The sequence below is a fragment of the Clostridium sp. OM02-18AC genome, assembly GCF_003481825.1.
In the GTDB taxonomy this organism is placed as follows: domain Bacteria; phylum Bacillota; class Clostridia; order Lachnospirales; family Lachnospiraceae; genus Brotaphodocola.
The window spans coordinates 1-1,489 of the sequence record NZ_QULW01000041.1 but is presented as its reverse complement, the minus strand read 5'-3'; the positions used below and the strand labels follow the sequence as shown (position 1 = coordinate 1,489).

At 44.8% G+C, this 1,489-nt stretch carries 1 protein-coding gene; it reads right to left on the bottom strand.

The features are described from left to right. Positions 1-169: 169 nt before the first annotated feature. Positions 170-1,372, bottom strand: a complete 1,203-nt coding sequence (locus DXB18_RS15985) for an IS256 family transposase (RefSeq protein WP_182430615.1) — start codon at positions 1,370-1,372, stop codon at positions 170-172. Positions 1,373-1,489 lie beyond the last annotated feature (117 nt).

Sequence of the window (1,489 nt, the reverse complement as noted above, 5' to 3'; positions counted from 1 at the left end):
GAGACCGTTTCAAGTTTTGTGTAAATTCAAAAAACTGATATAAGATATGTCATTAGTTATTCTGGGCAGAGCCGATTTTTTGAGGTTCTGCCCTTGCTTGTATTATAATGCAGTTTCCAGACATGTCAAGCAGGGCTGGCTAGGCCAGCCCTGAAAGGCCAGAAACAGCTTATAATCCGGATAATCGTTCTTCAAAAAATATTTCCAGCTGCGAATGGATCTGTCCCCAATCCTGTCGGTGTCCAGTCCATTTTTTCGTGATATCCACCATGGCCAGATACAGCATTTTCAGGAGACTCTCATCCGAAGGGAATACCGTCTTGGATTTCGTGACCTTCCGCAGCTGCCGGTTAAATCCCTCGATGGTATTCGTGGTATAGATTAAGCGGCGGACCGCTTCCGGATACTTGAAATACGTTGAAAGATTCGCCCAGTTATCCTTCCATGATTTTGCGATTTTGGGATATCTCCCGCTCCATTTCTCATCAAAACTATCCAGTTCAGCCCGTGCGATTTCTTCCGTTGGGGCTGCATATACACGTTTCAGATCAGCCATCAACGGCTTGAGTTCCTTGTAAGAAACGAACTTTGTCGTATTCCGGATCTGATGAATGATACACTGTTGGATCTCAGTATCCGGGAAAACGGCTTCAATCGCCTGTGGAAAGCCTGTCAGGCCGTCTACGCATGCGATCAGGATATCTTCTACGCCACGGTTTTTCAGTCCGTTCAAAATGGAAAGCCAGAACTTTGCACTCTCATTTTGCCCTACATACATGCCGAGCACGTCTTTATGCCCTTCCATGTCGATTCCGATAGCGACATAAACCGCACGTTTTACAATCCTGCCTTCATTACGGACATGGTAATGGATAGCGTCCATGAAAACGACCGCATAGATTTCCTCCAAAGGCCGTTCCTGCCATTCTTTTACGATGGGCAGGATTTTATCCGTGATCCTGCTGATGGTGCTGTCAGAAATCTCGATGTCATAGAGTTCCCGCATATGGCTTTCGATATCATTCGTAGTCATTCCTTTGGCATACATGGAGATGATCTTTTCTTCCATGTCCTGAGTGACCGTATTCTGATACTTTTTGACGATCTGTGGTTCAAACTCTCCTTTCCGGTCTCTTGGGATATCAATCTCCATATCGCCGTAGCTGGTATGCATGGTCTTCTGGGAATGGCCATTTCTGGAATTATCTGTTTCCTTGTTCCGATAATCATACTTGGAATATCCCAGTTCCTCATCCATTTCCTGCTCCAGGGCACCTTCCAAAATGATGGACATCATATCCCGCATAATGGAATTGACATCCGTTCCATCCTTGACCTTTACATTGTTCTCTTTCAGATAGTTGCCCATCATTTCCCGAAGGGCTGCTTTTTGTGGTGTATCCTTTTTCCTTGCCATAAAATAAACCTCCAAACTGGTAAGTCTATCTTACATCAATTTGAAGGTTTACACAAACTTTGGGATACTCCC